Consider the following 26,381-nt stretch of genomic DNA (forward strand, 5'->3'; position numbering starts at 1 on the left):
GTTGCTCCTTCAGTCAAGGCCCTGGACGGCACGGTCGTCCAAGTCCCCTTCGGCAAGCGGTCATTCCGAAACGGCATGACGCGTACCCTGCAACGGTGAACGATCTCGGACAGGACCTGGAACTGCGGCTCGTGCGCTACTTCACCGTGGTGGCGGCGCACCAGCACTTCGGCCGGGCCGCCGCCGACCTGCACGTGGCCCAGCCGGCACTGAGCCGTCAGATCCAACGGCTGGAGAAATATCTCGGCACACGACTGCTGGACCGCACCCCCCGGGGCGCCCGGCTCACTCCGGCCGGCCAGACTTTCCTCCCCCGGGCCCAAGCGCTGCTGCGGGCCGCCCGCCAGGCCGAACTGGCCGTGCGGGAACAAGCCCGGACCGAACGAATCACCATCGGCTACGTCGAAGACCTGGTGATCACTGCCGCCGTACGGGAACTGCGCCACCGTCACCCGGACGCCGAGATCGCCACCCGGCATCTGAGCTGCAGCGGCGTCGGCGCACTGTCCGACAAGCGCGTCGACGCCCTGATTGCGCGGACCCCGCTGCCGCTCGCCGCCGGCGACGTGTTCACCACCCCGTTGTACGAGGAGCCCCGGATGCTCGTGGTTCCCCGCGGCCATCCCCTGGCCGGCCGCGCGTCGGTGAACGTGCACGAACTGGCCGGCGAAGAGGCGGCGCCGTGCGCGTTCGAGACCGCGGACTGGGCTTCCTACCGGATTCTCGGGGCCGGCGTGCCGCCGGTCGAGAGCTACGAGGACAAGCTCGAACTCGTCGCGAGCGGCGGGGCGATCGCCGTCCTGCCGGTCGGCGATCGGCGCAGCTCACTGCGTTCCGGCCTCGTCACCGTCCCGGTCGAGGGCGCTCCCCCCAGCCAGGTCGTCCTGGTCAGTCGCAAGGGTGACCGGAATCCGATGATCAGGAATCTCCGGCTGGTGGCCAAGGCCGTCCTGACCGGGACCAGCTGACCCGCCTGGCGCTGAACTGCACCAAGCGGTGCCCACGCGTACCGTGTCCGTCGCAGGCAAGGGGCGGGTCTACGTGGGCGGGTCCGGCCGGGGCGTGGTGACGACGTGGTCGTAGAGGCTGAACAGCCGCAGTCGGCCGTCGGCTTCGTCCTCCTTTGTGGCGAGGGCGTCCCAGCAGCGTGCTGCCAGGGCGCGGGCGCGGGTGCCGGGCCAGGGCTGCGGGAGCAGTTCGGGGGGCAGCAGCGGGTCGGGTTCCATGGCGGCGGTGAAGGCCGCAGCCAGCTCGATGGCGTACGTCAGACGTTCGGTTCCGGTGGGCGGGGCTTCCGGTCCGGACAGTCTGGCGAGGCGGGCTGCGGCGAGCGCCGCGAGTGTCTCGTGTCGCTCGGCGATCGGCCGGAGTGGCCAGAGCAGGGCGGCCAGCCGGGTGGGTTCGGTTTCCTCGCCCACCCGTAGGTCGCGGCTGGTGAGGCGGGTGAGGGAGGGCAGGACGCCGAGGTGGCGGGCGTGGGCCTCGACGATGTCGCCGATCGCGTTGGCGCTGACGTAGAGGCCGCCCTGGAGGGGGGCCGCGCCGAGGTGGAGGAGGGTGTCGCGCAGGGCGTCGCGGGACTGGCGGGCGGTTTCGGGGATGGCGAAGGCGAACAGGTGCCAGGTCCCGTCCCAGGGGGCGAGGCCCTGGTCCTGCCGGTAGGCGTGGCGTACGTACTCCGCGTCCGGCGCGACGGAGCCGGTGGGGTCGGCGGTGGCGTGCAGCCGGGCCTTGCGCCCCCGGCCCTCCTGGGTGAACCGGCCCTCGCCGACAAGTCGTTTCACGCACAGTCTGACCTGCTGGTCGGTCATGCCGAGGGCTTCGGCGACGGCGTACAGCTCGCCGGCGTCGACGGTGCCGTCCTCGCGGACGAGGCCGAACACCAGGGTCCGGGTTCCGATCTCCGGTGCGGCGGGCTCCGCTGCGGACGTTGTCGGAGGCCTGCTGGTCATCGCTGCTGCTCCTTGCCGGTGCCGGGGATGGCGCGATGCATCGTAGTCACCGCGCCGAAGCCCATGAGGCGCGTGAGGTACGGGGTCTGCTCGGTCCGTACGGCGGTGAAGCCGTGTCGCTCGTACAGCGCGCGGGCCCGGGGGTTGGCGTCGATGACGTCCAGGCGGATCCGGGAGCAGCCGTGTTCGGCCGCGATGGCCGCGATCTCGGTCAGCAGCAGGCTGCCGATGCCGGTGCCCCGGTGGGCGGGGTGGACGGCGATGCCGTCCATGACCAGTTCGCCCGGCTCCGGGGCGCGTTCGAGCAGGGCCAGCGCGGCGAGCCGGGGCAGGCCGCGGAGAAGTCCGTAGCTGGAGAGTACGTCGCGTACACCGCCGCCGGTCAGGCCGCGCCCGTCGAGCTGGTAGCCGGCCACGCCCACGACCCGGTCGCCGCCGGGCGTCAGGGCGACGCCGGCGCGGTCGTGGTGGAGGTGGCGGGCGATGAAGGCGCGGCCGTGCTCGGGCGGGCCCAGGGCGGCGCCGAGCTTTCGGCCGAAGGCCTCCCAGTACAGCTCGGCGACCTGCTCCTCGGCACTGCGGGGCACGCCGCGCCGGATGGCAACCGCTGGGTCCATCGTTCCTCCTCGCGTTCTACGTACGACCATAGTACGGTCGATTCGGAAACGATCGTTTGTGATGCGATAGATATTTGATGGGGGGGGCAGATGACGTCGAGAAGCACCACACGCCGCCGCCGGGTGGGGCGGGCCGTGCTCGCGACGCTGGCCGCACTGGCGGTCGTGGCGGCGGGCCTGGGCGGGCTGGTGGTCTGGCAGAACACCTACGACCTGCGCGAGAAGGCTGTGACGGTACGCCGGGACGGTCGGACCCTGGCCGGCGTACTGGCCCTGCCCGAGCAGGGGGAAGGGCCCTTCCCGCTGGTGGTCTTCGTCCACGGCGACGGGCCCGTCGACGCCACTCACGACACCTTCTACCGGCCCATCTGGGAGTCCTTCGCCCGCGCCGGCTACGCCTCACTGTCCTGGAACAAGCCGGGCGTGGGAGGCGCGCCCGGAGACTGGCTCGACCAGTCCATGGACGACCGGGCCGACGAAGCCGTCGACGCCATCGCCTGGGCCCGGCAGCGCCCGGACATCGACGGCAGCAGGATCGGACTGTGGGGCGCCAGCCAGGCCGGCTGGGTCCTGCCCAAGATCGCCGCGAAGGACCCCGGCATCCGCTTCGTCATCGCCGTCTCACCCGCCGTCAACTGGCACCGGCAGGGCCGCTACAACCTCCTCGCCGAGCTGCACCGCGACCGCGCCTCCGACACCGAGGTCGCCGCCGCCCTGCGCCGCCGCGAGACGGGCCTGGAGCTGCTGGGGAGGGGTGCGTCCTACGAGGAGTACGTACGCGCCGTCGGCGATCCGCGGGGCATGACGGCCGCCCGCTGGCGGTTCGTCTCCAGGAACCACACCGCCGACGCGAGCGCCGATCTGCCGGCGCTGCGCGGGGTGCCCGTCCTGCTGGTGCTCGCCGGACACGACGTGAACGTGGACACCGCCGATACCGAGGCCGCCTACCGGCGGCTGCTGCCGGGGCCCGCGCTGCGCGTCGGTCACTACCCGGACGCCACACACGGCCTGGTCAAGCACGACGTGGAGAACTCCTCACTCCGCCTCACCCTGACGGCGCTGTGCGCGCCGAGGGCCCTGTTCGCCGACGGCTTCCTGGAAGACCAGCGGCAGTTCCTGGCCTCCGTGGACACAGGAGCGAGGTGACCACCCGACCCGCGGCAGGTCCCACGGCAGGGCCGTCGGCCGGGGCGTCGGCCGGGGCGGCCGGCCCGCGGCGCCTCTCCGACATCGACGCCCTGCGCGGCTTCGCCCTCTCAAGGCATCCTGCTCGTGAACATCACCTGTGGAAAGGCCAGGACAGCGTGACTCAAGGGCCCGGCGTGAACAGCTGCCGTGCGGCGACTGATTCACGAGTGGACCCACTGGGGCAATCGCCGTCCTGACGATGCATTCTTGATCAGTGTCGAATCCTTCTCAGTCCCAACTTCCCCTGCGTAGAGGCCGGATGGTCGTCTGCGGCGACGACGGTCTGGCCAGGAGGCTGGCCGGCGAACTTCGCGACGTGTACCGGGAGCGGGTGACGCTCGTGGTACCCGAGGCCCGGGCGCAGCAGCCCGCAGTCGGGCGGCGGTCCGGTCGGGCACTCGGCCTGCTGGGCCGCGTGCCGGCAGCCAGGAACTCCCGTGTCCCGAGGGGCGAGCAGGTGGACCTGTACCTGCGGGTCGTGGAGGCGGCCGAGCCGGACGAGGAGGCGCTCAACGCGGCTGGTGTGGCGGGTGCGGCCGCGCTGGCGCTGGTGTACGAGGACGACGAGACGAACTTGCGGGCGGCCCTGGTGGCCCGTCGGCTCAACCCCAGGCTCCGGCTGGTGATCAGGCTCTACAACCGCAAGCTGGGACAGCACCTGGAGGAGCTGCTCGACCAGGCGGCGATCATCGCCGAGCCCGGACTGGACCTACGGGAGCTGGACGCGTCCACCACGGTCCTGTCCGACGCGGACACCGCGGCGCCGGCGCTCGCCGCGTCCGCCGTCGTCGGCACCAGCAAGATCGTGCAGGCGGACGGGCTGCTGCTGCGCGCGGTCGAACGCATGCCGCAGGGCCGGGGAGAGGTCGCCGACCCGGGGCTCTGCACCCTGGCGCTGCTCTCGGCGACCACGGGCGACCCGGCCGGTGCAGAAGGGTCGGAGCACAGCGGCGAGCGCGGGCCGCAGCTGCTGCCGGACGACCGGGCGGTCGCCGCCGCGACGGGCCGGGGCATCGTCGCCCTGGAAGCGGTTTCCCACCTCGGCTCCGCCGGGTCCCCGGGCCGCCTGGCAGGGGCCGCCTTCCCGGTCGCCTCGCTGTTCTCCCGCCGCCTGCGGTGGTCCCTGGCGGGAATCGTCGGGGCCGTCGCCGCACTGGCGGTGGCCTCCTGGATCACCACCGGGGACCATCCGCTGCACGCGGCGTACATCACCCTGCTCGACATCTTCGCGATCAACGACCCCGCGGTTGATGAGCCGCCCGAGCGCAAAACACTGCAGATACTCGCCGGTTTCGTGGGGCTGCTCCTGCTGCCGGTCCTCGTGGCGGCGGCGCTGGAGGGACTGGGCGCCTTCCGGACCGCGACCACACTGCGCCGCCCGCCCCGCAGGACCTCGGACCACGTCGTCCTGCTGGGCCTCGGCAAGATCGGAGCGCGGGTGCTGTCCCGGCTGCGGGAGCTGGAGATTCCCGTCGTGTGCGTGGAGTCCGACCCGGAGGCGAGGGGCATCGAACTCGCCCGGCGTCTGCGCGTCCCCGTTGTCCTCGGTGACGTGACCGAAGAGGGCGTGCTCGAAGCGGCGCGGGTGAGCCGGGCGCACGCCCTGCTCGCCCTGACCAGTGCGGACATCACGAACCTGGAGGCTGCCCTGTACGCGAGGGCCGTCCGGCCCGACCTGCGGGTCGTGATGCGCCTCTACGAGGACGACTTCGCGACCGCCGTCTACCGCACCCTGCGCGCCGCCCACCCCGGTGCGCTCACCCGCAGCCGCAGCGTGACCCACCTGGCGGCACCGGCGTTCGCCGGAGCGATGATGGGCCGGCAGGTCCTCGGTGCGATACCGGTCGAGCGCCGTGTGCTGCTGTTCGCCGCGCTTGTGGTGGCCGGCCATCCGCAGCTGGAGGGGCGGACCATCGCAGAATCCTTCCGGCCTGGCGCCTGGCGCGTGATCGCCCTGGACACCTGTGCCCCCGAGGACCGGCGCCCGGACCTGGCCGCCACACCTGAGGAGACCCGCGTCCCCGACGCGGGCCTGGTCTGGGACCTGCACCCCGGGTACGTCCTCAAGGCGCAGGACCGGGTGGTTGTGGCAGCCACTCGCACAGGCCTTGCGGAGCTGCTCGGCCGTGGCACCGTCCCCGCCTCCGGGACGTGAGAAGAGTCGTCGGGTCCGGGTCCCGTCCGGTCCGGATGAGCAACCGGTCATAAGCGCCCCAGCGCTGCCCACTCAGGACCACCGCGACGTCGTGGTGCACGAGTTGCTGAGAAGTGTCCGACGGCAGTCACAGGGTGCCGAGACTGCCGGGCTCCGGCATGAGAACGACGGGTGGTCTGGCCGTATCGTGGGCAACCGCACCAGGAAGGTACCCATGACCGGAAATCCCGCCATCCACGCTGTCGTTCTGGCGGCGGCGACGCTCCTCCTGCTTCCCCTCCCCGTCATGCTCCTTCGAGGGCGGGTTCCGGAAAGGCTGCGCAACAGAGCCGTGGCCAGAGCCTACGCCTACGCCATGCTCGGCCTTTACGTGCAGGCATGCCTGAACACCGTACCGCGCATGCTGGACGCCCCCGCAGGCCTGACCACAGCGTGCACGGCCGCGGGGGTGGGGCTCGCCGTCGCGGCGGCGGTGCTCTTCATGCAGGCTGCGGTCCGTGGCCATCGCGCGAACCCGGAGGGCCCGCGGTGACCGCGCGGGGCCTCACCTCTGCACGGGGACGCGTACCTGGAGGGCAGCACGGACCTCCTGCGTGAGGCCTGCGCCACCGGTCGCCGCTTCACCCGCGCAGAGCTTCAGGCCCGCCGCGACGCGGGCGAACGGGGCCGCCGGGGCCGGAATCGGGCTGCGGGCGCTCGTACGGGCTCACTTGGCCCTGGCCCGTGAGATTCAGCCGCAGCTCCCCGTACGCGAATTGCCTTACGCCTGTCCCAGGCCCACGCGGTGGCCGTGGCCCAGGGCCCGGAACCGTACGGCGACGACCCGCCCGCTTGCTGTCCTTGAGCGTCCGGGCCTTCACCTACCGCCTCGAACGCATCCACAAGTTCATGGCCTTCAGCACGAACCCTCGGCGACGGTCGCGATGACGTGGTGGCGTACGAGGGGCGCGGGATATGGCTCGCCGGGGTTGACCGGGGTCAGGGTCAGGCGCATGCAGAACACCGTTCCCGTGTCTTCCGTGGAGATCGTGTAGCCGGCGAGGCCATTCCCTCGGACGCTCAGTCCGTGGCCAGGGCCTGTGCCGGTCTCCCTGACAGCGTTGCGGACCAGGTCGTCCTGGGGTGTGTCGCGGCTTGCGTAGTGGGGTTTGGCATTGAGGGCGTCCGCGGCTTGGTGGACAGCCGTACGAAGCTCGCCGTCACTCCAGTGCCAACTGCCGTAGAGCCAGTACAGGATGCCGACCGCGGCGAGCGGCGCGATGACGATGAGGGCGCGGCCCACGGGGTTGCGCGAGTTGTACACGTACTGGCGGGTCCGCGGGTGTCGTATGAAGACGGACTCGTCACTCACCGGTCAGCGACCCCTTGCCGCATGGTTCGCCACGCCCGGCGGACCCGGTCGCCGATCTCTCCGATCACGATGACCATGAGGGCGCCGAGAGCACATCCGGCAAGGGAATCCGACCCGCCCAGGACACTGCCGCCCAGCCAGAATGCCGCTGTGATCAGGCCCCACCAAGCGGCGGCCCCGGACAGCATCCGAACGGTTCGCCTCGGATCACGCATGTGCGCCCTTCTTCCTCGGAACAACCGCGAGTACGACGGCAGCGACGCCGCGTAGGGTCAGTGGTTCGCAGTGGTCGCGCGCTGATAGATGTCGGGGATGCCGTCCGCGTCGGCATCCGACGTTTCCTCCTCGTACAGGTGCTTGTACACCTTGTTGCGGCGGAGCAGGAGAAGGGCGGCGAGGGCGGCGGAGGCGAGGGAGCCGATCAGGACGGCTGCCTTGATCTGTTCCGTGACGGCTTGGCCGGGGAAGGCGAGTTCACCGATGAGCAGGGCGACTGTGAAGCCGATTCCGGCAAGGACGGACAGTCCGAAGACGTCGCCCCAGGCCAGGTCGGGGTTGAGACGTGCGCGGGTGAAGCGCGCTGCGAGGTAGGTGCCGCCGAACACGCCGAGGATCTTGCCGACGACGAGGCCGATGACGACGCCCAGCGGTTCGGGCCGGGTGAACACCTCGGCGAGGGCACCGCCCGAGACCGTGACGCCGGCGGCGAACAGGGCGAAGAGGGGCACGGCCACCCCGGCGGAGAACGGGTGGACGAGGTGGGAGACCCGGGCACCGGGGGAGGCCTCCTCGCCCTTGTCGAGGGTGGTGCGCAGGATCAGGCCCATGGCGACGCCCGCCACGGTGGCGTGGACGCCGCTGTTGTACATGAGCGCCCAGGTGGCGATGCCGAGCGGGACGTACCACCACCAGCCGCGGACGCGGAAGCGCTGGAGGGCGTAGAAGAGGACCAGGCAGGCGACGGCGCCGCCGAGGGCCCAGAAGTTCAGATCGGCGGTGAAGAAGACCGCGATGATGAGGATGGCCCCGAGGTCGTCGACGACGGCCAGGGTGAGGAGGAAGGCACGCAGGGCCGCCGGCAGATGCGTGCTGATCACCGCGAGGACGGCGAGGGCGAAGGCGATGTCGGTGGCCATGGGTACGGCCCAGCCGTCGAGGCTGCCGCCGCCGAGTCCGGCGGTCAGCGCGTACAGGGCGGCGGGGACGGCCATGCCGCAGAGGGCGGCGACCACCGGCAGGGCGGCGGTGGCGGGGGTGCGGAGTTCGCCGACGACGAGTTCGCGCTTGAGCTCGATGCCCGCGACGAGGAAGAAGACGGCGAGGAGGCCGTCTGCGGTCCAGTGGCCGACGGAGAGGTCGAGGCCGAGCGCGGGTATGCCGAAGTGGAAGTCGCGCACCTGCTGGTACACATCCCCGAGGGGGCTGTTGGCCCAGACCAGCGCGATGACGGCGGCGGCGAGGAGGACCATGCCGCCGATGGTCTCGGTGCGCAGGGCCTCGGCGATGGCGCGTCGCTCTGGCCAGGGCAGGAGTCCGAGGAACGGGGAGCGCTCGGGCGGCGGGGCAGCGGTCATGGCGGGTGAACCTCCGGGGCGTCGGCAGCATTGCGGGCACACGGCCCCAAGGACGCCGACCAGACTTCCCGGCACACCCCGCGTCCGCCCATTGGTGTGATGAGCGCATTGACGCGTTCTTTACACCCTATCGGGAGGGGCGGGATGTGGCCAGGGGGGCTTTGACGTGCGGTGACGATGTTCGGGACAGAAGAGAGGGCCCGTACCCGCCCTAGGCGCAAGGGTGGGTGCGGGCCCCCAAGGAGCCGGGCCGCCGGGGGGACGGTCAGACGGTGGTCTTCACCGGCTCCTGGTCTTCGTCCTCGTCGGCTTCGGTGTCCTGGCCGGCGTCGCGGCGGCGGACGAAGTCGAGGAAGTGGTTCAGCTCCCGCTTCACGACGGGGGCCAGCAGGTAGAGGCCGATGATGTTGATGACGGCGAGCATGAAGAGCACCGCGTCGGCCATGTCGATCAGGGTCTGCAGCGTCAGCAGCGAGCCGGCCACCGCGACGAGGGTGTACATGACCTTGAAGGTGATCTCGCTGGCCTTGGAGCGGCCGAAGAGGTGCGTCCAGGCCTTCATGCAGTAGTAGCCCCAGGTCAGCACCGTGGAGATCGCGAACAGCATGACGGCGATGGTCAGGATGTACGGGAACCAGGGCAGGACGGTCGCGAAGGCGTCGGAGGTGATGGTCACGCCGCCGATCGACTCACCGCCGTTGCGGAGCTCGACGTAGCTGGCCGGGTTGGCGATCACGATCGTCAGCGCCGTCATGGTGCAGATGATGACCGTGTCGATGAACGGCTCCAGCAGGGCGACCAGGCCCTCGCTGGCGGGGTGCTTGGTCTTGACCGCGGAGTGGGCGATCGGGGCGGAGCCGAGACCGGCCTCGTTGGAGAACGCGGCCCGCTTGAAGCCGATGATCAGCGCGCCGAGGACACCGCCGGCGACGCCCTGCGGGTTGAAGGCGCCCTCGATGATCGTGGAGATCGCGGCGGGGACCGCGGTGACGTTGACCAGGATGACGACCAGGCAGGCGGCGATGTAGATGCCGGCCATGGCGGGGACGAGCTTGCTGGTGACGGAGGCGATGGAGCGGATGCCGCCGAGGAGCACGATGCCGACCAGTGCGGCGATCAGGATGCCGAAGAAGAGGGCGCCGGCCGAGGAGCCGAGCATGCCGGACTCGCCGCCGGTGACGGAGACCAGCTGGGCGTACGACTGGTTGACCTGGAAGAGGTTGCCGCCGAAGAGGCCGAAGAACAGCACGAAGGCGGAGGCGAGGACGGCGAGGACCTTGCCGAGGGTCTTGCCGCGGGAGCCGAAGCGCTCGGCCAGTCCCTTGGGGAGGTAGTGCATCGGGCCGCCGGAGACGGTGCCGTCGGCGTGCACCTCGCGGTACTTCACGCCGAGGGTGACCTCGACGAACTTCGTCGCCATGCCGAGCAGGCCGCAGAGGATCATCCAGAAGGTGGCGCCGGGGCCACCGATGGAGACGGCCACGGCGACACCGGCGATGTTGCCGAGGCCGACGGTGCCGGAGACGGCTGCTGTCAGCGCCTGGAAGTGGTTGACCTCGCCGGTCGAGCCCTTCTCGTCGTACTTGCCGCGGACCACGTTCACCGCGAGGCGGAACTTGCGTATCTGGACGCCCCCGAACCAGGCGGTGAAGACGACGCCGGCGACGACCAGCCAGGCGACGATCAGCGGGAGCTGGGTGCCCCCTACGGGGACGGAGTAGAAGACGACCTCGCCGAGCCACTTGGCGATGGGCTCGAAGAAGCCGCTGACGGCCTCGTCTACGGAGTCGGTGAAGGAGTCGAGTGACATGTGGCAGAACCTCGTTGCGCAGACCGGTCCCGTGCGGTGGGCCGGTGTGAAAGTGCGGGCTTTGAGCGAACGCGTTGTCCGATCGGCGACCCGTGGCGCCATCGGTCCGCGGACACGAACCGGGGAAAGGCGCCTTGGTCGTACTCATGCTGCGAAGTGGTGCCCGGCCTGGTGACGGCCGCGGCTCCGGAGTTCCGGCGAGGGGTGGGCCGGAGCGGAGTTGCGTATTCCTAGCACGTTCTTTACGGCTTCTTTAGTGACGGAGGTCACGGTCGCCAGCTTTTTATGGCGTTTGTCCAGGTTCGGTGATGCGATCGTTATCCGGATCTGAGGTTCTGCTGAGCGAACGATCACCAGCGCTCGGCCGCAGCCGCGCCGCTGCGCGGCGGAGCCGGGCGAGTCGCGACTCCCCGTTCCCCCCCACATCCGCGCGCTCGGCCTGGGCGACATCGCTCCTGCCGAAGGCTGGTTGAGGATCGCCGCTCCGATGGAGTCCCTGGTCGGCTTCGCGCTTGTCGGCGCGACTGTGGCCTGGAGGGAGGCGGCAGAGCCGGGGGTCAGCACCCCTGCGGCGCGGGCGGTTGCACCACGCGCGAGCAAGCTCTGAGCCCGGGCCAGACCCAGTCGAAGCGGTCCCTGAGGGGAATCCGGACGGTCCCTCGATGCCCGCCGGGCCTGGCCCCCGGCCGCCTGCAGGATCGATCGGCGGAGCCCCTGGCATCAAGGTTGCGTCAAGGCCGTGGCGGCCGGCGTATGGGAGCCGTCAAGGAGGCTTAACGCCGCCCTGCACGTGCGGTTGGCTCGTGCTCGGCCGGCTGGCCGATTCCGTACCTTCACTCATCCAGGAGCTCACGATGGCCGATGTGGCCTTCGTCATCGCCACGATCGCGGTGTTCGCGCTGGTGGCTCTCATAGCGCGGGGGGTGGCGAAGCTGTGACTGCCGAGGACATCGTCGGGCTGGTCGTGGCCGTTGCCCTGCTGGGCTGTCTCGTCCTCGCCCTCGTCAAGCCGGAGAGGTTCTGAGCCCCCACATGGGCCCGTCCTTCGTGTCGGACACGAACCGGCAGCCGGGCTCGGGCGAGGTGGCCATGAGCCATGTCACCCAGACCGCCGGCCTGGCGGTGCAGAACTTCGTCTCCGCAGCCGTGGGCATCGCGGTCGCGGTGGCGCCGGTCCGCGGCTTCGCCCGCTCCCGCACCCCGTCGGCCGGTCCGACCGGCCGGTGATCGAAACCGGCGACTTCACAGCTGACCTGCTGGCCAGAAAGGTCCGGCGAGATGGCCGCGATGTCCGAATCACCCCCACCGAGTGGCACCTGCTGGAGATCCTCATCACCCGCCCCGGACGGCCTATCAGTCAGCGCCGGCTGCTCATCGGCCTCTGGGGGCTGGCGTACGCGGACAAGACCGACCACCTGCGCGTCCACAGGGCCCGGCTGCGGCGCAAACTGGAAGCGGATCCCACGCACCCCAGGTATCTGATCACCGAGCCCGGCATGGGCTACCGCTTCGAAGGCTGAGCACCATGAGACGTGGCACATTCCGCATCTACCTCGGGGCGGCACCCGGTGTCGGCAAGACCTACGCCATGCTGTCCGAGGGGCACCGCCGGATCGAACGCGGCACCGATGCCGTCGTCGGCTTCGTCGAGCACCACGGCCGGCCCCGCACCGAGGTCATGCTGCGCGGCCTGGAGGAGATCCCGAGGCGCGAGCTGGAGTACCGCGGCGGCCGCTTCACGGAGATGGATGTGGACGCCATCCTGGCCCGGCGGCCCGCCGTCGCGCTCATCGACGAACTCGCCCACACGAACGTCCCCGGCTCCCGCAATGCCAAACGCTGGCAGGACGTCGAGGAGCTGCTCCAGGCCGGCATCGACGTCATCACCACCGTCAACATCCAGCACCTGGAATCCCTGGGCGACGTCGTCGAGACCATAACGGGGATCCGCCAGCAGGAGACCGTCCCGGACGAGGTGGTCCGCCGCGCCGACCAGATCGAGCTGGTCGACATGTCCCCGCAGGCCCTGCGCCGCCGTATGGCCCACGGCAACATCTACAAGCCCGACAAGGTCGACGCCGCCCTCTCCAACTACTTCCGCCCCGGCAATCTCACAGCCCTGCGCGAGCTGGCGCTGCTGTGGACGGCCGACCGGGTCGACGAGTACCTCCAGGAGTACCGCGGTGAGCACAACATCCGCACCACCTGGCAGGCCCGCGAGCGCATCGTCGTCGGCATCACCGGCGGCCCCGAGGGCCGCACCCTCATCCGCCGCGCCGCCCGCCTGGCCGAGAAGGGAGCGGGCGGTGAGGTCCTCGCGGTCTATGTCGCCCGCAGCGACGGTCTCACCTCCGCCTCACCGAAGGAACTCGCCGTCCAGCGCACCCTGGTGGAGGACCTCGGCGGAACCTTCCACCACGTCATCGGCGACGACATCCCGCAGGCCCTGCTGGAATTCGCCCGTGGTGTCAACGCAACCCAGATCATCCTCGGCGTCAGCCGCCGCCGGTCCTGGCAGTACGTCTTCGGGCCTGGTGTCAGCGCCACCGTCGCCCGCGAATCCGGCCCCGACCTCGACGTCCACATCGTCACCCACGACGAGGCCGCCAAGGGCCGCGGACTGCCGATCGCGCGAGGTGCCCGCCTCGGGCGGGCCCGCATCGTCTGGGGCTGGCTGGTCGGCATCGCCGGGCCCGCCCTGCTGACGGTACTTCTGCGCACCGCCGTCCCCGATCTCGGGCTCGCCAACGACATGCTGCTCTTCCTCACTCTGACGGTCGCAGCGGCACTGCTGGGAGGACTGCTGCCCGCGCTCGCCTCAGCAGCCTTCGGATGCCTCCTCCTCAACTACTTCTTCACCCCGCCGCTGCACCTGTGGACCATTGCCGACCCCAGGAACATCGTCGCCATCTCGGTGTTCTTCGCGGTCGCCGTCTCCGTCGCCTCCGTCGTCGACCTCGCGGCCCGGCGCACCCACCAGGCCGCGAGGCTGCGCTCCGAAGCAGAGATCCTCTCCTTCCTCGCCGGCAGCGTGCTGCGCGGCGAGGACTCCCTGGACGCCCTGCTCGAACGGCTGCGTGAGACCTTCGCCATGGAGTCCGTCGCCCTGCTGGAACGCAGGCGCGAGGTGGACCCCTGGAGCACCGCGGCGAGCACCGGCCCCCACCCGGCCGAGCGCCCCGAAGACGCCGACGTCGACATCCACATCGGCGAGAACCTGGCCGTCGCCCTCACCGGACGGGTGCTCCCCGCCGAGGACCGCCGGGTCCTGGGCGCCTTCGCCGCCCAGGCCGCCGTCGTCCTCGACCGCCAGCGCCTGGTCGGACAAGCCGAGGAAGCACGACGACTCGCCGAGGGCAACCAGATCCGCACCGCCCTCCTCGCCGCCGTCAGCCACGACCTGCGCACCCCGCTCGCCGGGATCAAGGCCTCCGTCACCTCCCTGCGTGCCACCGACGTCGAATGGTCCGACGAAGACCGAGCGGAACTCCTCGAAGGCATCGAGGACGGCGCCGACCGGCTCGACGCCCTCGTCGGCAACCTCCTCGACATGTCCCGGCTCCAGACCGGCACCGTCACCCCGATCATCCGCGAGACCGACCTCGACGAAGTGGTCCCCCGGGCACTGCACGGCATCCCCGACGACAGCGTCGAACTCGAAATCCCCGAAACCCTCCCCATGGTCGTCGTCGACCGCGGGCTCCTGGAGCGGGCCGTCGCCAACATCGTGGAGAACGCCGTCAAATACAGCCCTGCGGGACACCCCGTCCTGGTCTCCGCCAGCGCCATCGCCGACCGGGTCGAACTGCGCGTCGTCGACCGCGGCCCAGGCATTCCCGACGAAGCCAAGAACCGCGTCTTCGAACCCTTCCAGCGGTACGGTGACGCACCCGCCGGCGCCGGGGTGGGCCTCGGCCTCGCCGTCGCCCGCGGCTTCACCGAGGCCGTCGGCGGCACGCTCGCCGCAGAGGACACCCCTGGCGGTGGCCTCACCATGGTCCTCACCCTCCCCACCGCCGAAGTGGCGGCAAGGGCCCATGATGCTCCCGGCGCGGCCCTGGCCTGACGCCGTACGGGCCCGTCCGCTGCTGCCGACGGAGGAGCCGGTACAGACACCCTCCCCACCCCGTGTGCCGGCCCGCCTGCCTGCGGGTACTCTTGGCCGCCGCGGTCCTTGACGCATCCCTGACGACAGGACCCGTTGTCGGGACAGTGTCGGAGGGCGAACGAAGTGGCTGGACGTGTGGCCGGGGCGTGGCGGCTGTTCACCGCGCATCCCGCCCGTACCGTGGTGTCGGCGTTCGCCCTGGTGATCGCCATCGGCACGGTGCTGCTGATGTTGCCGGCGGCGTCCACCGACGGCTCGGTCACCGACCCCCTCACCGCACTCTTCACCTCCACCTCCGCGGTGTGCGTGACCGGGCTGGTGGTCGTGGACACCGCCACCCACTGGAGCGGCTTCGGCGAGGGCGTCATCCTGGCCCTCATCCAGGTCGGCGGGTTCGGCATCATGACGATGGCCTCCCTGCTCGCCCTGCTCGTCTCCGGCCGGCTGCGCCTGCGCATGCAGCTCACCGCAGCCGCCGAGACGAAGAGCCTGGGAATCGGTGACGTACGGCGCGTCCTGCTCGGCGTGGCCGGCTGCACCCTCGCCGTGGAACTCGCCGTGGGGGCTGTCCTCGCTCTGAGGCTGCGGTTCGGCTACGACAAGCCCTTCGGCGAGGCCGCGTACTCCGGCTTCTTCCACTCCGTCTCGGCCTTCAACAACGCCGGCTTCGGCCTCCACGCCGACAGCATCGTGCCCTACGCCCAGGACCCCTGGATCACGATGCCGATCGCCGCCGCGGTGATCCTGGGCGGCCTGGGCTTCCCCGTACTGCTCGAACTGCTGCGGCACCGCACCCGCAGACGCACCACCGGGCGGCGCAACTGGTCCCTGCACACCCGGCTGACCCTCGTCACCAGCGCGGTACTGCTTCTGGTGGGTACGGTCATGACATGCCTGCTGGAATGGACCAATGCGGGCACCCTCGGCGCGTTCGACTGGGACGAGAAGATCCTGGGCGGGTTCTTCTACTCGGCGATGAGCCGAACGGCCGGGTTCAACGCCGTCGACATGGGCGCCCTGAACGCCTCGACCCTCCTGTTCACCTGCACGCTGATGTTCATCGGCGGCGGTAGCGCCGGAACCGCCGGCGGCATCAAGGTGACCACCTTCTCGGTCCTCGCCGCCGCCATGCTCGCGGAGGTCCGCGGCGAACCCAACTCCACGGTGATGGGCCGCCGACTGGCCCCCCACGCCCTGCGCCAGGCCCTCACGGTCGCGTTGCTGGGCATCGGCCTCGTCATCACCGCCACCCTGGCCCTCCTCACCGTCACCAAGGCCCCGGCCGAGGCGGTGCTGTTCGAGGCGGTGTCCGCGTTCGGCACGGTCGGCCTGTCGACCGGGATCACCGCCGACATCCCGGCCGTCGGACAGCTCATCCTGATCCTGCTGATGTTCATCGGCCGACTCGGACCGATCACCCTCGTCTCCTCCCTCGCCCTGCGCGAGCGGACCCGCCGCTACCAGCTACCCGAGGAGCGACCCGTCATTGGGTAACTACCTGAACTCCCTGCGCCATCGCCGTCGCAAGCGCCTGCTCGACCTCGGTGCCCAGCTCCACTCCGACCAGCGCGTGGCCGTCATCGGGCTGGGGCGCTTCGGCAGCTCCCTCGCCCACGAACTGACCCGCCGCGGCTGGGACGTCCTGGGCATCGACACCGACGCCTCCCTCGTGCAGAAGCACAGCGACACCCTCACGCACACCGCCGTCGCCGACTGCACCGACCCCGAGGTCCTCCACCAGCTCGGCGTCCATGACTTCCCCAGCGTCGTGGTCGGTATCGGCACGGACATAGAGGCCAGCATCCTCGTCGCCTCCAACCTCCTCGAGGCGCAGGTCCCGAACATCTGGGCCAAGGCCATCAGCCGCCAGCACGGCCAGATCCTCGAACGGCTCGGTGTCCACCACGTCGTCCTGCCCGAGCACGAGATGGGCGAACGCGTCGCCCACCTCGTCACCGGCCGCATGCTCGACTTCATCGAGTTCGACGACGACTACGCCCTGGTCAAGACCATCACCCCGACCACGATCACCGGCGTCCCCCTCGGCCAGAGCGCGGTCCGCAGCAAGTACGGCATCACCGTCGTCGGCATCAAGCGGCCCGGCCAGGACTTCACCCACGCCACCGCCGAAACCGTCGTGGAGAAGGGCGACGTCATCATCGTCACCGGCAGGACACGCGACGTGGAAGCCTTCTCGGAACTCAGCTGAGCCCCCCGGCGTCCGCCGGCTGTGCCGGGGAAGCCGAGGCACCTCGACAGGCCGCGAGTCTGCGCTGTATGCAGGATGACCGTCACTTGGCCGACGGCCGCCAGGCGGTCAGACGCGAAGGTCCCGACGTCTGTAGCCGACGCCACCCGCGGCCGCGGCGAGCGTGGCCATGGCCGTCATCAGGAACGCCGCGTGCCAGTTGACCGGGGTGCCGGGCACGGCGGCCAGGTGCGCGAACGGGGACAGCCGGCCGACCCATGCCGGCAGACCGGAGCTGTCGGCGATGACGTGCAGCAGGAACCCTCCCGCGGCCGGCAACGCTCCGATGGCGGCGACAGCGCGTGGCGCCCAGCCGAGTGCGAGTACACCGGCGCCCAGGCAGAGGAGTGCGATCGGCAGTACGTTCCAGGCCCCGGACAGCGCGGCGAGAAGGCCGAGGCCGGCACCGACGGCCTCGGTCCCGCTCCAGGTGGCCAAGCCCGCGACGGTGGTGACGACGACGACGCCGCCCAGCGCGGCGGCGATCTCGCCGGTGAGCAGGGTCGTCCGGGCGAGGGGCTGGGCGTACAGGAGGGTCAGGCGCCGGTTGTTCTCGTCGGCCGCGAGCGCTGCGAGCCGGACCGCGACGAACGCTCCTGCCGGAACGGCCAGAAGCGCGAACAGCGTTGCGGTGTATCCCTGGACGGTGCCGAGCCCGGCAAAGCCTGCCTGAGCGGCGAGTTCGGCGGACCTCGGGTTGTCGGTGAGGAAGTCCGTCATGGACACCGCCAGCACCCCGATGAGCAGGTAGTACGCGCCGACACCAGTCGACCAGCCGGCCAGTGGCCGCAGCCAGGCGCCGCACCGCAAATGCCTGGACCGAGCCGAGAAGCCCCGTGCGCGGGGCCCGGCCGGAAGAAGAGCGCAGGTACCCGCCGCCGATGTCACGCCCCTGCGCTGCGGCCACGGCCCCCGCGAAGAGCGCCAGGCAGGCGGCCGGCAAGACCACCAGAGGCCAGATCCGGTTGCCGTCGTACGGGCGGGCCAGCGCCATCAGACCGAACGGCGACAGCCGGCGCAGCCACCCCAGAGCGGCGACACCGTCGCCGACCATCCGCAGGAGCATGCTGACGCCCAGCAGCGCAACCGCAGCGCCACTGGCCGATGCCCGGGTCGCGAACACCTGAGCGGCCATCGTTCCCACCGCGGCGAAGAACACCCCGCACAACGCCAGAGCGGCACTGTGCACCGCGGCGCCGCTCACAGCCGCACCGGCAGCGACCAGACGTGCGAACGCGGCCACGCCCGCGGCGAGCGCAGCGGTCGCCAGGACGGCGACATGGTGCGCCACCACGGCCGTGACCGGCGGACGCATCGTGCCCCTGAGTGCGGCGGAGCCTGAAGGGAAAGGGTGGCTCGGCGCGCTCCGTGACCTCCTGCCGATCGGCGGCTTCGGAGCCCCTGGTGGACCCGTGATGTCTTCCCTCGCCACCCCGCCCCCGACACCGCAACCGGCACGGCGTGCTGCTCTCGTTCCGCGTGGCTTTGGCCTCGCTCTTGAGAATGCGGGCCGACGTCCCCAAGGAGCGGGCGAGTCCGGGACGTTTGCGGGCTGACGAGTATCAAGAGGGCGATGATGAGGATGTGGTGATCTCGCTGATGCCGAACATGCGGACCCGCCTCCTGGCGTGGGCGGGGTTCGTATCCGGCGTTGTGAATCTACATGACTGTAGAAGTGACTTGCGGTCAGTATGATGAGCTTGTTGTGGACGGGAGGTTGACGACGGTGAGAGACGACGCAAACGATGGTGCCGGGCAGGCGTCCCGCCGTCGCGGCCAGGGGGAGCTGGAGGCTCAGGTCCTGGCCGCCCTGGGGCAGGCCTCGGGTCCGGTCACGGCCGGCTGGGTACAGGAGCGCATCGGCGGCGGGATCGCCTACACGACGGTGATGACCATCCTCACGCGGCTGCACGCGAAGGGTGCTGTGGTGCGGGAGCGGGTGGGTCGCTCGTTCGAGTGGACGGCTGTTGCCGACGAGGCGGGGCTGGCGGCGCTGCGGATGCGCAAGGTGCTGGACGCGGAGGCCGATCGGGAGGCGGTGTTGGCGAGCTTCGTTACGGCGCTGTCGCCGGGGGACGAGCAGCTGTTGCGGGATCTGCTGGCGCAGGCTTCGGAAAAGGGTGAAGACTGAAGGCATGGGGGTTTTCGTCTTCCTGCCGCTGGTGCTGCCGCTGACCGCCTGGCCGATCGCCCGGCTGGCCGAGCACCGGCTCCACCCGCGGACCGCCACCTGGCTGCTGACGTGGACAGCCGTGCTGCTGGCGGTGTGCAGCACATTGTGTCTGGCCCTGCTGATGGTGGTCGGAACCGCACAGCTGCCGGGCAATCCTCTGCCGGACGGCTGGTCGGACCCGGAGGTCCGCGAGGCGGTCCCGTATGACGAGGTCGCCGGGCGGGTGGCGATCCCCGCCCTGCTGTCCGTACTGGTCTCGTGCCTGGCGGCAGGGTGGCGGCATTACCGGGTGCGCATGCAGGCCACGCGCGCCGTCGCGGGGTTGGCCGGCAAGCCGGTCGCGGTGCTGCCCGATCGGGCTCCCTACGCATACGCGCTGCCCGGCCGGCGAGGCGGCGGGCAGGTCGTGGTCAGCACCGGCATGCTCTCCGGGCTCACCCCGGGTGAGAGGCGGGCGCTATTCGCGCACGAGCGGGCTCATCTGGCGGGCCGGCACCACCGGTTTCTGCTGGCGGTGCAGCTGGCGGCTCGGGCGAACCCGTTCCTTCGGCCGCTGCGGACGGCGGTGGCGTTCACCGCAGAGCGGTGGGCGGACGAGGAGGCGGCGGCCCGGACCGGAAGCCGCCACACCGTCGCATTGGCGGTGGGCAAGTCCGCCCTGGTCTCCAGGGGAGCCCCCGTGGCATCCCTCGCCCACTTCGCCGCCGGGCCGGTCCCGCGCCGGGTGGCGGCCCTGCTCGGGCCCGCTCCTGTTGCCAGGAACTGGCTGTCGGTGTTCACGACGCTGGGCCTGGCCATGTGGACGGCCGCCGCGGGGGTCACCGCGTCGGCCCTGTCGTCGGCCAACTCGGCGGTCACACTGTTCTTCATCCTGCACGCCGCGCTCGACGCGTAGCCGAAGAACCGAGGCGCGGGGCCGGTGAGGACCGTGCGGGGCGGAACCTCACCGGCCGCGGCCTTGGCTTACAGGTCGAACTCGTGCGGGGAGAGGTCGAGGGAGTAGCAGGCCTCGCGGACGATGGCCTGTTCGGTCTTGTCGAAGTCGAAGTCGGCGGTGAGCTTGTTCAGGTCGTCGTCGAAGCGCCGCTGCAGGTCTGCGGCGTCGAAGTTCTGCAGCCGGGGCCGCGAGCAGGGCGGCTTGCTGCCGCTGGTGAACACATCACGTCTCCCCGCCTGCGGGGGTTCTGGATCGCGGGCGGGAGAAGGCGCATCCGCACGTCGGCGGATCCGCCTTCTGGGCCCGGGGTCGGAATCTACGCCGCGGCAGAGGCGTGAGAGCTGCGTGACACGGCTGGATGCTCAGTTTCAGCGCGAAGCGGGCAGGGGTGAGCGGTCGGCCTTACGACTCGTCGTCGCCTTCGTCCTCGTCCCCTTCGAAGAAGTCCCCGACCTCGTCGACGACCTCGGCGGCGATCATGCCGCCGGCGACGCCGACGGCCAGGCCGGCTGCGCCGGCGGCGACGACCGTGCCCATGCCCGGGCCGGAGCGATGGCCGCTGTGGTGGCCGTGGTCGTCCTTGTGGGCGTGCCCGCCCACGTGGCCGTGACCGTACGGGTCGTGGCCGTAGGAGCCGTGCGCGGCGTGGCCGGTGGGGGAGGAGAGCAGGCGCTGGATCCAGGAGTCGACCTCGGCGTTCCAGTCGGTGCCGGATGGCTCGCCGTGGCTGACGGTGTAGCGGGCGAGGGCGTCGTGGCCGCCGGAGAAGAGGCCGCCGCGCTTGTCCGCCTCGACGACGACCTCCATGCCCGCGGGGTTCGCGAGGAAGGTGACCTCGATCTCGTTGGCCTGGCCGGCGTACCGGGGGGCGGGGGTGAGCTCGATCTCCTGGTAGAAGGGCAGCTGCTGGCCGGTGCCGGCGATGCGCCCGTACTCGAGGTCGGCGGACTTGAAGCCGAAGCCGAGCTGCCCGAGCGCCTCCAGGACCGCCTCCTGCACAGGCAGGGGGCGGACGGTCAGGGCGTCGAGGTCACCCTTGTCCTTGGCGCCCGCCACGCCGAGTTCGGTCCGAACCCCGAGGACGATACCGAGCGGCTGCCCGTACAGCTCGGTGATCGGGGTCTCCCAGGGCAGGGTGACCGCGAACGGAACGCTGCGGTGCTCGCCCTCGTGGAGGCGGAAGCCGCCACCGACGCTGAAGCGCTCGAAGACGACAGTTCCGTCGTGCTCGCCGTGCTCGGTCTCGGCCTCGACGCGGGCGACGAGCTCAAGTGTGATGTGCTCGATGTCGAAGTCCGCGCGCCCTCCGGTCAGACGGACCTCGCCGGACAGGCTGCCGCCAGGGGTTGCACCGGCGAGGTCGAGGACCGTGTCCACGGCCGGGCCGCCGACACCCATCGAGCCGAGCAGTCGCTTGAACACCATCGTGGCGTCCACTCCTTCAGTCATGGTTCACAAAGGCAGGCGCCCCGGCGGCCCGCCGCCGGGGCGAAAAGCGTGCGCCAGCGGCGCGGGGGTACTACTTCGCGGCGTCCAGTGCGGCGAGCGCCTGGGCCCAGCGGGCGAACTTCAGGTCGGCCAGGTCCGCGACGGTCTTGATCCCGAACGCCTCCTTCAGCAGCTCCCCCTGCCGCTCACTGACGCCCTTGAGCGCGTCCACGGGGGCCGCCAGGACCTCCGCCACACTCTTGTCCGCCCACGCCTTGTCCAGCACCTTGTCGAGATCGATCGAAGCCATGAAAAGTCCCTCCCTGAAGAACAAGCAGCCAACACATCCATCCGCCAACAGGCAGCCCTCCACGCCCCGTTGCGGGCATGCGGGCATGCCTGAGCACCGGTGCGTGAAGATCACCACTAGCGGAATCTACACACATGTAGAAGCATAGGAGTAGTCGGGCCGTCGCGAAGCGCCGTCATGGAAAAGGCGCAAAGGGTTCCCTCGAACCGCCCCACCGCCCCACCGGCCGGCCGGCCGGGTGCGGGGCGGCGGCGTTGGGGTTTACTTGCCTTTTACCAAAAGGTGCGGATACTTTCCGTAACCACACACGTATCCGGACCTACGAGGTCCGCCGAGAAGGAAACGGAGCAGCAGACCCGCAATGGGTGAACCTCCCAGTCCATGCCGTGCCACGCCCTGCCCGAAGACTCTTGAGCCGGGAGCGGGGGTGGCACGGTGACCGAGATCCTGCTGCTGCTTCTCGCGCTCGCCCTCACCCTGGCGTGCGCGGTGTTCGTCGCCGCTGAATTCTCCCTGACCACCGTCGAGCGCAGCGAGCTGGAGCGGGCCGCCGCCGACGGTGAACGTGGTGCCGCGAGCGCCTTGAAGGCCGCCAAGCGGCTGACGTTCCAGCTCTCGGGCGCCCAGCTGGGCATCACCGTGACCTCGCTGGTCATCGGCATGCTCGCCGAACCCTCGGTCTCGGCCCTGCTGCGCGGCCCCCTGGAAGCCATCGGCCTGCCCGCGGGCGCGGTGGCGACCATCGCCACCCTGCTCGGCGTGGCGATGTCCACGATCGTGCTGATGGTGGTCGGCGAGCTCGTCCCCAAGAACTGGGCGATCTCCCACCCTCTGGGCGTCGCCAAGGTCGTGGCCGGACCCCAGCGCGCCTTCACCGCCGTCTTCGCACCGCTGATCCGGCACCTGAACAACACCGCCAACCGCCTGGTACGCCGCTTCGGGCTGGAGCCGGCCGAGGAACTCGCCTCCGCGCGCACGCCGGAGGAGCTGGTGGCCCTGGCCCGGCACTCGGCCCGCGAAGGCGCCATCGAAGCCGACTCGGCCGAGCTGTTCGTCCGCACACTGCGCCTGGGCGAGCTGACCGCGGAGAACGTGATGACCCCGCGCGTGGACGTACGCGCGCTCGAAGCGCACGCCACCGCCCTGGATGCGGCCAACCTGACGCTGGCCACCGGCATCTCCCGCTTCCCCGTCTACCGCGACAGCCTGGACGAGGTGATCGGAACCCTCCACGTGCGCGACGTCCTGGCCCTGGAGGACGACAAGCGCCCCCTGACCCCCGTCACCGCGCTGATGACCGAACCCCTGCTCGTTCCCCACTCCCTGCCCGTGGACACCCTCCTCGGCAGGCTGCGCAAGGCACGCACCATGGCCGTGGTCATCGACGAATACGGCGGCACCGCCGGCGTCGCCACGGTGGAGGACATCGTCGAGGAAGTCGTCGGCGCGGTCCGCGACGAACACGACCCCATGGAGGTTCCCGACCTGATCGAAGCCCCGGAGGAGAACGGCCGCCGGGCCTACGAAGCCGACGGCTCCATCCGCCTGGACCAGCTCGAAGAGATCGGCCTGGAAGCCCCCGACGGCCCCTACGAGACTCTCGCGGGCCTGATCGCCACCCACCTTGAGCGCATCCCGCTCGCCGGTGACACCATCACCCTCGCCGACTGGGAACTGACCGTACTCGACATAGACCACCACCGGGCCGACCGCGTGGCCCTCACCGCACCGGCCCTGGCCGATGAGACCGAGGGGGAGGAACGATGACCACGATCCAGCTGCTGATCGGCGTGCTGACGCTGGTCACCAACGCCTTCTTCGTCGGCGCCGAGTTCGCCCTGATCTCCGTACGCCGCAGCCAGATCGAACCGGCCGCCCTCAAGGGTGATCGCCGGGCGAGGGCCACCCTGTGGGGCCTGGAACACCTCTCCGCGATGATGGCCACCGCCCAGCTCGGCATCACCGTCTCTTCGCTGGTCCTGGGCGCCGTCGCGGAGCCGGCCATCGCGCACCTGCTGGAGCCCCCCTTCGAGGCGGTCGGCGTGCCCGAGGCGCTGATCCACCCGATCGCCTTCGTCATCGCGCTGACCCTGGCCACCTACCTCCACATGCTGATCGGCGAGATGGTCCCCAAGAACATCGCACTTGCCGCCCCGGCACCCACCGCACTGACCCTCGGCCCCCCGCTGGTCGCCCTCACCCGCGCGCTGCGCCCGCTGGTCTTCGGCATCAACGCCTTCGCCAACACCCTGCTGCGTCTGCTGAAGGTGGAGCCGAAAGACGAGGTGGCCTCCGTCTTCACCGACGGCGAACTCGCCCGCCTGGTCAAGGACTCCCGCGACGCCGGCCTGATCGACCCCGAAGAGGGCGAACGCCTCCAGGACGCCCTCGAACTGGGCACCCGCAGGGTCGGTGAGATCATGATCCCGCGCGGCCGGTTCGTCAGCGTCACCGACGGCATCACCCCGCGCGGACTGGAGCGGACCGCCGCCGAACACGGCTTCTCGCGCCTGGTCGTCACCGGCGCGGGCGGCGAGATCCTGGGCTTCCTCCACATCAAGGACGCCCTCGCCGCCACCGACCGCACCGCGCCGTTCCCGCGCACCGCCCTCCACACAGTCACCAAGGTCGCCAAGGACACGCCCCTGGACGACACCATGACCGCCATGCGCACCGCCGGCACCCACCTGGCCGCCGTCACCGACGACAACGGCGATGTCATCGGCTTCGTCACCATGGAGGACGTACTCGAGGAACTCGTCGGCGAGGCCGCCGCCCCCGGCGCCTGACCGGCAGGTATGAGCGGCTGGTGGTGGCCGGGGGCGCGATGCGCCCCCGGCCACCACCAGCCGCTTGCCCGGGCTTGCCACTGCGGTCGAGGCATTCCGGGCGCGTCCGATTCCGGGCCGGTGGGGCTCCGGCAGGGTCGGTCGGACGGAGGCGTGGGTGCGGTCCACATCCTTGAGGCGGGAAGTGTGGCGACGGGCACCATGTGCCGTTGACCTGGGCGTTCCTATGGTGTGGCGACACGGAATCGTCCCCGCCCCCAGTCCGGAAGTGGTACTCATGGCCGCCCCTGCCGCACCGTCAGCGAGCCCCGGCACCATCAGAAGAGTCGTCGCGGCGAGTCTCGTCGGCACCACCGTCGAGTGGTACGACTTCTTTCTCTACGGTTCGGCCGCCGCGCTGGTGTTCAACCAGCTGTTCTTCCCCGAGAGTGAACCGTTGGTCGGCACCCTCCTCGCCTTCCTCACCTACGCGATCGGCTTCGCGGCACGCCCCCTCGGCGGGCTTGTCTTCGGCCACTACGGCGACAAGATCGGCCGCAAGCGGCTCCTCGTCCTCAGCCTCCTCCTCATGGGCGGCGCGACCTTCGCCATGGGCCTGCTGCCCACCCACGCGAGCATCGGCGTCGGCGCCCCCGTCCTCCTCACCCTCCTGCGCCTGATCCAGGGGTTCGCGCTCGGCGGGGAGTGGGGCGGCGCGGTGCTGCTCGTCTCCGAGCACGGTGACGACAGGAACCGCGGCTTCTGGGCCTCCTGGCCCCAGGCGGGGGCGCCCGGCGGCAACCTGCTGGCCACCGGCGTCCTCGCTCTCCTCGCCGCAGTGCAGTCCGACGAGGCCTTCCTCGCCTGGGGCTGGCGCATCCCCTTCCTGCTCTCCGGGGTGCTGGTGATGATCGGCCTGTGGATCCGGATATCCGTCGCCGAGTCCCCGGTGTTCCTGGAGGCACAGGCCGCGGCCGCGCGGCGGGCCGCCGCCGGCGTCGCGGCGAAGCCGCCCGTGACCGAGGTGTTCCGTACGAACTGGCGCGGCGTCCTGACCGCGATCGGCACCCGCCTCGGCGAGAACATCTCGTACTACGTCATCACCGCCTTCCTCCTCGTCTACGTCACCAGCCACCTCGGGCTGCCCAAGAGCGACGGCCTGAACGCCGTCCTGATCGGTTCAGCCGTCCACTTCGCTGCCATCCCGGCGTGGGGCGCCCTCTCCGACCGGATCGGCCGCCGCCCCGTCACCCTCATCGGCTCCGTCGGCATGATCGGCTGGGCGTTCGCCTTCTTCGCCCTGCTCGACTCCAGGTCCTTCCCGGTGATCGTGACCGCCGTGACCGTCGGGCTGCTCCTGCACGGTGCGATGTACGGACCGCAGGCCGCCTTCATCTCGGAGATGTTCGCCACCGAGGTCCGCTACTCGGGGGCCTCGATGGGATCCCAACTTGCGTCCGTCGTCGGCGGAGCGCTCGCCCCGATCGTCGCTGTGGCCCTGCTCAAGGACCACGACTCCTCCGTACCGGTCTCGATCTACCTGGGCGCGGCGGCAGCGGTCACCACGCTGACGGTGCTGGTCGCCAAGGAGACCCGCGGGCGTAGCCTGGCCCGCGAACACGCCCCGGCGGGCGGCGCGGTTCCCGCCCCGCGCGGGACCGGGTACGGAGCGGTGCCGGCCGACAACTGAACACCCATCCGGCACTGCCGGTGCCGGCGCCCGGCAGTTCCCGCTGCCGGTGCCGCCCGGCCCAGTCCACCA

At 70.8% G+C, this 26,381-nt stretch carries 22 protein-coding genes and 4 pseudogenes; 16 read left to right on the forward strand and 10 right to left on the reverse strand.

The features are described 5' to 3' along the window. Nucleotides 1–95: 95 nt before the first annotated feature. The gene (locus tag AAT21_RS12910; RefSeq protein WP_046776742.1) at nucleotides 96–968 is read left to right on the forward strand and encodes a LysR family transcriptional regulator; all 873 of its coding nucleotides are present in this window, start codon (nucleotides 96–98) and stop codon (nucleotides 966–968) included. A 69-nt stretch (nucleotides 969–1,037) separates the two neighbouring features. On the opposite strand, the gene AAT21_RS12915 is transcribed toward AAT21_RS12910, so the two are convergent. Together AAT21_RS12915 and AAT21_RS12920 are read right to left on the reverse strand one after the other, a co-directional pair. Then, complete coding sequence (locus AAT21_RS12915) at nucleotides 1,038–1,952, reverse strand: PaaX family transcriptional regulator C-terminal domain-containing protein (RefSeq protein ID WP_046776743.1); 915 nt, start codon at nucleotides 1,950–1,952, stop codon at nucleotides 1,038–1,040. Then, nucleotides 1,949–2,569 carry a GNAT family N-acetyltransferase gene (locus AAT21_RS12920; protein ID WP_200904376.1) on the reverse strand — a complete coding sequence of 207 codons (621 nt, stop codon included), beginning with the start codon at nucleotides 2,567–2,569 and terminating at the stop codon, nucleotides 1,949–1,951. Before AAT21_RS12920 ends, AAT21_RS12915 begins: the two co-directional genes overlap by 4 nt. Nucleotides 2,570–2,659: 90 nt before the next feature. On the opposite strand from AAT21_RS12920, the gene AAT21_RS12925 reads away from it, so the two are divergent. The 3 genes from AAT21_RS12925 to AAT21_RS12935 all read left to right on the forward strand — a co-directional run bounded on the left by AAT21_RS12925 (nucleotide 2,660) and on the right by AAT21_RS12935 (nucleotide 6,444). Beyond that, nucleotides 2,660–3,715: an alpha/beta hydrolase family protein gene (locus tag AAT21_RS12925; RefSeq protein ID WP_046776745.1), complete on the forward strand. Its 1,056-nt coding sequence runs from the start codon at nucleotides 2,660–2,662 to the stop codon at nucleotides 3,713–3,715. Nucleotides 3,716–4,016: 301 nt separating this feature from the next. Further along, on the forward strand, nucleotides 4,017–5,912 hold the full coding sequence (locus AAT21_RS12930) for a potassium channel family protein (protein WP_046776746.1): 1,896 nt from the start codon (nucleotides 4,017–4,019) through the stop codon (nucleotides 5,910–5,912). 214 nt (nucleotides 5,913–6,126) lie between these two features. After that, nucleotides 6,127–6,444 (forward strand): hypothetical protein, encoded by a 318-nt coding sequence (locus tag AAT21_RS12935; RefSeq protein ID WP_046776747.1) that lies wholly within the window; start codon nucleotides 6,127–6,129, stop codon nucleotides 6,442–6,444. 363 nt (nucleotides 6,445–6,807) lie between these two features. On the opposite strand, the gene AAT21_RS12940 is transcribed toward AAT21_RS12935, so the two are convergent. The 3 genes from AAT21_RS12940 to AAT21_RS12955 form a co-directional block, all read right to left on the reverse strand. Further along, entirely contained in the window at nucleotides 6,808–7,263 is a 456-nt protein-coding gene (locus AAT21_RS12940) for a hypothetical protein (protein WP_052757748.1), read from the reverse strand. A gap of 272 nt (nucleotides 7,264–7,535) precedes the next feature. Next, nucleotides 7,536–8,837: a Na+/H+ antiporter NhaA gene (nhaA, locus tag AAT21_RS12950; protein WP_046776749.1), complete on the reverse strand. Its 1,302-nt coding sequence runs from the start codon at nucleotides 8,835–8,837 to the stop codon at nucleotides 7,536–7,538. A 265-nt stretch (nucleotides 8,838–9,102) separates the two neighbouring features. Continuing rightward, nucleotides 9,103–10,647, reverse strand: coding sequence for an alanine/glycine:cation symporter family protein (locus AAT21_RS12955; RefSeq protein ID WP_046776750.1), 1,545 nt, complete (start codon nucleotides 10,645–10,647; stop codon nucleotides 9,103–9,105). A gap of 803 nt (nucleotides 10,648–11,450) precedes the next feature. Between AAT21_RS12955 and AAT21_RS39675 the strand changes: the two genes are divergently transcribed. The 7 genes and pseudogenes from AAT21_RS39675 (at nucleotide 11,451) to AAT21_RS12985 (ending at nucleotide 16,964) form a co-directional block, all read left to right on the forward strand. After that, the gene (locus tag AAT21_RS39675) at nucleotides 11,451–11,585 is read left to right on the forward strand and encodes a hypothetical protein (RefSeq protein WP_268768173.1); all 135 of its coding nucleotides are present in this window, start codon (nucleotides 11,451–11,453) and stop codon (nucleotides 11,583–11,585) included. Next, nucleotides 11,582–11,671 carry a K(+)-transporting ATPase subunit F gene (gene kdpF / locus AAT21_RS34925; protein ID WP_046776751.1) on the forward strand — a complete coding sequence of 30 codons (90 nt, stop codon included), beginning with the start codon at nucleotides 11,582–11,584 and terminating at the stop codon, nucleotides 11,669–11,671. Before AAT21_RS39675 ends, kdpF begins: the two co-directional genes overlap by 4 nt. 17 nt (nucleotides 11,672–11,688) lie before the next feature. Next, nucleotides 11,689–11,859, forward strand: a pseudogene (locus AAT21_RS12965) (potassium-transporting ATPase subunit KdpA); the annotation flags it as partial. 11 nt (nucleotides 11,860–11,870) lie between these two features. Then, nucleotides 11,871–12,167, forward strand: a pseudogene (locus tag AAT21_RS12970) (winged helix-turn-helix domain-containing protein); the annotation flags it as partial. A gap of 5 nt (nucleotides 12,168–12,172) precedes the next feature. Continuing rightward, the gene (locus AAT21_RS12975) at nucleotides 12,173–14,713 is read left to right on the forward strand and encodes a sensor histidine kinase (RefSeq protein ID WP_046776754.1); all 2,541 of its coding nucleotides are present in this window, start codon (nucleotides 12,173–12,175) and stop codon (nucleotides 14,711–14,713) included. A gap of 165 nt (nucleotides 14,714–14,878) precedes the next feature. Then, nucleotides 14,879–16,249: a TrkH family potassium uptake protein gene (locus tag AAT21_RS12980; protein WP_046776755.1), complete on the forward strand. Its 1,371-nt coding sequence runs from the start codon at nucleotides 14,879–14,881 to the stop codon at nucleotides 16,247–16,249. Beyond that, nucleotides 16,242–16,964, forward strand: a complete 723-nt coding sequence (locus tag AAT21_RS12985) for a potassium channel family protein (RefSeq protein ID WP_200904377.1) — start codon at nucleotides 16,242–16,244, stop codon at nucleotides 16,962–16,964. The genes AAT21_RS12980 and AAT21_RS12985 overlap by 8 nt, the downstream gene beginning before the upstream one ends. A gap of 108 nt (nucleotides 16,965–17,072) precedes the next feature. On the opposite strand, the gene AAT21_RS34435 is transcribed toward AAT21_RS12985, so the two are convergent. Both AAT21_RS34435 and AAT21_RS38895 read right to left on the reverse strand, forming a co-directional pair. Further along, entirely contained in the window at nucleotides 17,073–17,729 is a 657-nt protein-coding gene (locus tag AAT21_RS34435; RefSeq protein WP_167350575.1) for a hypothetical protein, read from the reverse strand. Nucleotides 17,730–18,463: 734 nt separating this feature from the next. Further along, nucleotides 18,464–18,556 (reverse strand): annotated as a pseudogene (locus AAT21_RS38895) (twin-arginine translocase TatA/TatE family subunit); the annotation flags it as partial. A gap of 173 nt (nucleotides 18,557–18,729) precedes the next feature. Between AAT21_RS38895 and AAT21_RS12995 the strand changes: the two are divergent. Continuing rightward, on the forward strand, nucleotides 18,730–19,134 hold the full coding sequence (locus AAT21_RS12995; protein WP_046777335.1) for a BlaI/MecI/CopY family transcriptional regulator: 405 nt from the start codon (nucleotides 18,730–18,732) through the stop codon (nucleotides 19,132–19,134). A 4-nt stretch (nucleotides 19,135–19,138) separates the two neighbouring features. Further along, a complete protein-coding gene (locus AAT21_RS13000; RefSeq protein ID WP_046776756.1) occupies nucleotides 19,139–20,071 on the forward strand; it encodes a M48 family metalloprotease in 933 nt (310 codons plus the stop codon). A 68-nt stretch (nucleotides 20,072–20,139) separates the two neighbouring features. Here AAT21_RS13000 and AAT21_RS13005 read toward each other — a convergent pair. The 3 genes and pseudogenes from AAT21_RS13005 to AAT21_RS13015 form a co-directional block, all read right to left on the reverse strand. Continuing rightward, nucleotides 20,140–20,292 (reverse strand): annotated as a pseudogene (locus tag AAT21_RS13005) (Tellurite resistance TerB); the annotation flags it as partial. A 223-nt stretch (nucleotides 20,293–20,515) separates the two neighbouring features. Then, a complete protein-coding gene (locus tag AAT21_RS13010) occupies nucleotides 20,516–21,538 on the reverse strand; it encodes a sporulation protein (RefSeq protein ID WP_046776757.1) in 1,023 nt (340 codons plus the stop codon). A 94-nt stretch (nucleotides 21,539–21,632) separates the two neighbouring features. Next, a complete protein-coding gene (locus tag AAT21_RS13015) occupies nucleotides 21,633–21,851 on the reverse strand; it encodes a hypothetical protein (RefSeq protein ID WP_046776758.1) in 219 nt (72 codons plus the stop codon). A 435-nt stretch (nucleotides 21,852–22,286) separates the two neighbouring features. On the opposite strand from AAT21_RS13015, the gene AAT21_RS13020 reads away from it, so the two are divergent. From AAT21_RS13020 to AAT21_RS13030, 3 genes are all read left to right on the forward strand, one after another. Beyond that, on the forward strand, nucleotides 22,287–23,618 hold the full coding sequence (locus tag AAT21_RS13020; RefSeq protein WP_046776759.1) for a hemolysin family protein: 1,332 nt from the start codon (nucleotides 22,287–22,289) through the stop codon (nucleotides 23,616–23,618). Beyond that, on the forward strand, nucleotides 23,615–24,640 hold the full coding sequence (locus AAT21_RS13025) for a hemolysin family protein (RefSeq protein WP_046776760.1): 1,026 nt from the start codon (nucleotides 23,615–23,617) through the stop codon (nucleotides 24,638–24,640). The genes AAT21_RS13020 and AAT21_RS13025 overlap by 4 nt, the downstream gene beginning before the upstream one ends. A gap of 277 nt (nucleotides 24,641–24,917) precedes the next feature. Then, on the forward strand, nucleotides 24,918–26,309 hold the full coding sequence (locus AAT21_RS13030; RefSeq protein ID WP_046776761.1) for an MFS transporter: 1,392 nt from the start codon (nucleotides 24,918–24,920) through the stop codon (nucleotides 26,307–26,309). Nucleotides 26,310–26,381 lie beyond the last annotated feature (72 nt).

Origin of the sequence: Streptomyces yangpuensis, from assembly GCF_001005295.1 — a bacterium.
GTDB lineage: Bacteria > Actinomycetota > Actinomycetes > Streptomycetales > Streptomycetaceae > Streptomyces > Streptomyces yangpuensis.